Genomic DNA, 4,683 nt, shown 5'->3' with positions numbered 1-4,683 from the left:
TTAAGAAGCGAGCGTCCGATCTATCCCATGCAGGCATCCTGTCGTTTATGGAAACAGATATTCACTCACACCTGGTGCCAGGCATAGATGATGGGGTAAAGGACCCGGAAACATCCCTGAAATTTATTGAGCAGCTGCAGGAAATGGGCATAAAAAAAATTGTTACTACCCCGCATATTGTTGTGGACCGTTACCCCAATTCCGCCAGCACTATTACGCCCCCCTTTTTACAGGTAAAAACAGCCCTGCAGGAAAAAGGTAATGGCATTGCATTTTCCTTTGCAGCAGAATACTACATGGATGAGCAGTTTGAGGAGCTGATGGCCACTACCCCCCTGCTTACCCTGCAGAACAAGCTGGTGCTGGTAGAAATGTCGTTTATGCAGGCGCCGCCCCAGCTGCACCAATGGCTGTTTCAGCTGGCCTCACACGGCTACCAGCCGGTGCTGGCCCACCCCGAACGGTATAACCACTACCATGATCAGTACGAACAATACGAGCAGCTGCGGGAATGGGGCTGCCTGCTGCAGGTAAACCTGTTATCTGTTACAGGCTATTACGGCAAAAGCATACAAAAGATAGCCGAGCGGCTGCTGGCCGACAAGCTGATTACCTTTATTGGCACCGACCTGCACCATCATAAGCATATGGAAGCCATCCAGGGCATTGGCAGGGATAAAAAACTGATGAAGCTGCTGGAGCAGTACGAGTTTAAGAACCGTGAGCTGACACAGGCGGGAAACTAATATATTTTGTACACCGCCACCTTAGCCGACAGGTACACCAGCTGAAAATTCCGTGGAATACGCGGATCGCCCGCATGCAGTAAAAAAGAGAACTGCGGCAGGCAAAGCATTGCCAGGGGATCATATACCAGGTAATCGGCCTTTACATGATTTACATCCATGGTACACGGAAAACGTGACGCCTGCTCCCTTACCTTACGGCTCATATGCTGGTAGGTAACCAAACCGTTCAGATCTCCCGTATAATACAGCGGCAGCATAAGAAACTTCGTACCCAGGTGGTAAGCCCTGGCAGGATGAAAGCACATCAGTATCTTATCGCTTATATCCTGATCCTGCTGCCTTAAAGCAGCCATTACCTGCGCATTTTCTTCTATGCCGCGGGTGTTATACAGGTACCCTTTCAGCTGCCAGGCAGCATAACCAATATCCAAAAAAGCCGCCAGCAGCACCAGATTAATAAGCGCCTTTTTACTCGCGGGTTTAAGGCGGTAAAGCAATGGCCAAAGCTTATAGCCTGCAAAGGTGCCATATATGATAAGCAGTATATACCAGCTTAAATACACTTCACCAAACACAAATGCCTGGGACACCAACACCAGGTAACATACAAAAATGATCCCCAGCGGCAGGAACATGCTGGAGCGCAGCCACGATACCACACTTTTGTAATGCAGGCGGCTGTACACAAACAAAGCCGCTATGCAAAAACATCCCAGCAGCTGCCCGCGGTATAAGATCAGTCCCATGCTTTTTGCCACGTTGTAACAGAAGTTAGCTATATATTTACCGGGGGCATACAGGAATACATCTGCTACAGAATTGAACTGGTCAATACCCGACCAGCTCCACGACCAGCGGGTTTCTGAATTTGAAAAAACGCCCAGGCCAATGTTCATATACTGCCAGGTGGCAAACGGCGAGCCGTTTACCCGGTAATTCACGATCCACCAGGGAGCGGAAACAATTGCAAAACCCAGCAGTATGCAACCCGCATACCAGGCGGCGCGCTTAAAGGGATAAAAGAAAAACATAATGATCATAAATGCCGGCAGCAAAGCATAGCTGGTATACCTGGTAAGCCCTGCCAGCCCGCATACAATGCCTGCGAGCAAAAATTTTTGCCAGCTGCCGTTCTCAAGGTACCGCAGCAGTAAAAAAACAGCCAGTATGTACCATAGTGAATCCAGCATATGGTTCTCTATCTGCACGCTCAGCTGCAGGAACAGGAAGTTGGTGACCGTCAGCAGCTGCGCTACCCATGCGGCTGTACGGCTGCCAACCAGCCATAGCACATATTTGTAAACCACCAGCAGCAAGAGCGCGGAGGCAACTGTGGAGATCAGCTTAATAGCCTCAAATGCCGGCGCTACCTTGGCCAGCAATCCTATCAGCACCGGAAATAAAGGCGGCCAGAAGTGAGAGGCCCAGCCGTTGTAGCCATTACCACGAAAAATATCGATACCGGAAAAATAGTGGTTGGTAGCATCACAATCCGCCAGCAAATGAAACCGGCTGGCGATAATGGCTATCAGGATGAAATGAATAACCGGGATTAAAAAACCGTTATACAATGATCGCTTCAGCAGCAATGCCGTGGAATGCATAGAATAGGGATTTAAGATGTTATGACCATAATGCGCGGATCAGTTTAACTATTCGTTGCAGCTGCTCCTGTACCAGGTTAGAGCCGCTGGGTAAACAAAGTCCCTGGCTAAACAATAATTCCGAAACGTTATTCACAAAAGCCGGGCAGGCGGCAAATACCGGCTGCAGGTGCATGGGTTTCCATAAAGGCCTGGAATCAATATTCTCTTTTTCCAGCGCCAGCCGCACCTGTTCACGGGTTATTCCCCCGCTTTCCGCGGGGTTTATCAGTATGGTGGTAAGCCAGCGGTTACTAAAGCTGCCCGCAGGCTCCTGTGTGAAGCTAATGCCCGGCAGGTGGGCCAGGGCCTGCCTGTAATATTCAAATGCAGCACGGCGCTGCGCTATGCGGCAGGGCAGCACCTGCATTTGCCCACGGCCAATACCGGCGCATACGTTGCTCATACGGTAGTTAAAACCGATTTGCGTATGCTGGTAATGCGGCGCCGGATCGCGGGCCTGGGTGGCCAGGAAGCGGGCCTCCTGCACCAGCGCCTGGCTGTTGCTCATTAATGCGCCACCGCCGCTGGTGGTAATGATCTTATTGCCGTTAAAGCTCAGGATGCCCATGGTACCCATGGTGCCGCAGGCTTTTCCGTAGTAGGTAGCGCCCAGGGCTTCGGCAGCATCTTCCACCACAGGTATGGCATACTGCGCTGCTACCTCCAGTATAGCATCCATGTTTGCAGGCATGCCATACAAATGCACGGGAATAACCGCCTTTATTTTCTTGCCTTTTGCCAAACGGTTTTCAATAGCCGCCTGCAGCAGCCGCGGATCCATGTTCCAGGTGTCAGGCTCACTATCTACAAACACCGGGGTAGCGCCCTGGTATACAATGGGGTTAGCTGAAGCGGAGAAGGTCATGCTTTGGCAGATCACCTCATCCCCCCTTTCCACGCCCAGCAGCACCAACGCCAGGTGCAGCGCAGCGGTGCCGGATGACAATGCAGCCACATGCCCTGCGCCGGTATAAGCCGCCAGGTCTTTTTCAAAGCCGTCTACCAACGGTCCCTGGGGCGCTATCCAGTTGGTATTAAAAGCTTCCTTTACAAATTCAAACTCCTGTGTACCCATGTGGGGAGAGGAAAGCCATATTTTTTCCTGCATAGTTGTTGGTATCATACTTCCTGGTCTTTTCTATATTTTATAATCCGGCCGGGGTTACCTACTATCACCGCATAATCCGGCACATCTGTTATTACTACAGTGCCGGCGCCAATAGTAGCCCACCTGCCTATGATAATGCCCTGTATAACGCAGGCGCCTATACCAATATGGGTACCTTCGCCTACCTTTACATTGCCCGCCAATGCCGCATTGGGAGAGATATGTACAAAATCGCCCAGCTCACAATCATGGTCAACGGCGCAGTTGGTGTTCAGGATCGCATGCTGCCCTATGACGGTGCCGCTGTTTACACTTACACCTGCCATTACCACGGTGCCGGCGCCAATACTGCTGCGCACCGATAGGTTGGCGGCAGGATGAATTGCCGTTGCAAACGGCGCGCTTACCTGCTGCGCTATACGCCGCCGGATGCGGTTATTGCCAACGGTTACCACCATTTGCGCAGCTGCCGGAAAACGGTCCGGGGCAAACGCGCCCAGCACCGGGTAATCGAGCAAACGGGTAACGGCGGGGTTATCATCAAACACCCCCGATATGCCGACGCCATTTTTTTCCAGTATCTCCGCCACTACTTTCCCGTGGCCGCTGGCGCCATATAAATACACGTTTTTCATACAAAGTCATGTAACGGCATTGCCTTTAAATTTTTGTGCAGTAGCATGTCCCTCCTGGCTGATACCTTCTGACCTGCCGACTTTTAGAACAGTAAGCCATAAGATCTTTAGGTCCAGCTGCATGCTTACATGATCGGCATACCACACATCGTAGGCAAACTTCTGCTCCCAGCTAATGGCATTACGGCCATTCACCTGTGCCCAGCCGGTTATGCCCGGGCGTACATTATGCCGCCGCTGCTGCTCAGGGCTGTATAACGGCAGGTACTCCACCAGCAAAGGCCGCGGCCCTACCAGGCTCATATCGCCTTTAACCACATTTACCAGCTGGGGTATTTCATCCAGCGAAGTTTTGCGTAACAGCTTTCCGAGCGGGGTTAAACGCTGCGCATCCGGCAGTAGCCGGCCATTCATATCCCGTTGGTTATTCATGGTACGGAACTTGATGATGCAGAATATTTTCCCATGCAACCCCGGCCGCCGTTGAATAAAAAACGGGTGGCCATTGGTGGTAAGGGTAAGCAATAACAGCAGCAGCACCCAAA

5 protein-coding genes are annotated in these 4,683 nt (G+C 51.5%); 1 reads left to right on the top strand and 4 read right to left on the bottom strand.

The features are described from left to right. Positions 1-746 (top strand): tyrosine-protein phosphatase (locus VFS25_RS17970; protein ID WP_326463552.1); only part of this gene is annotated, 746 nt, incomplete at its 5' end. On the opposite strand, the gene VFS25_RS17965 is transcribed toward VFS25_RS17970, so the two are convergent. The 4 genes from VFS25_RS17965 to VFS25_RS17950 form a co-directional block, all read right to left on the bottom strand. Beyond that, complete coding sequence (locus VFS25_RS17965; RefSeq protein WP_326463551.1) at positions 743-2,353, bottom strand: ArnT family glycosyltransferase; 1,611 nt, start codon at positions 2,351-2,353, stop codon at positions 743-745. The genes VFS25_RS17970 and VFS25_RS17965 overlap by 4 nt on opposite strands. Before the next feature lie 19 nt (positions 2,354-2,372). Then, a complete protein-coding gene (locus tag VFS25_RS17960) occupies positions 2,373-3,518 on the bottom strand; it encodes a DegT/DnrJ/EryC1/StrS family aminotransferase (protein ID WP_326463550.1) in 1,146 nt (381 codons plus the stop codon). Beyond that, entirely contained in the window at positions 3,515-4,138 is a 624-nt protein-coding gene (locus VFS25_RS17955; protein WP_326463549.1) for an acetyltransferase, read from the bottom strand. Before VFS25_RS17955 ends, VFS25_RS17960 begins: the two co-directional genes overlap by 4 nt. Positions 4,139-4,144: 6 nt before the next feature. After that, on the bottom strand, positions 4,145-4,683 hold a 539-nt coding region (locus VFS25_RS17950; protein WP_326463548.1), incomplete at its 5' end, for a sugar transferase.

This window comes from Chitinophaga sp., assembly GCF_035761305.1.
Taxonomy (GTDB): domain Bacteria; phylum Bacteroidota; class Bacteroidia; order Chitinophagales; family Chitinophagaceae; genus Chitinophaga.
This window is presented reverse-complemented; position numbering and strand designations above follow the sequence as displayed.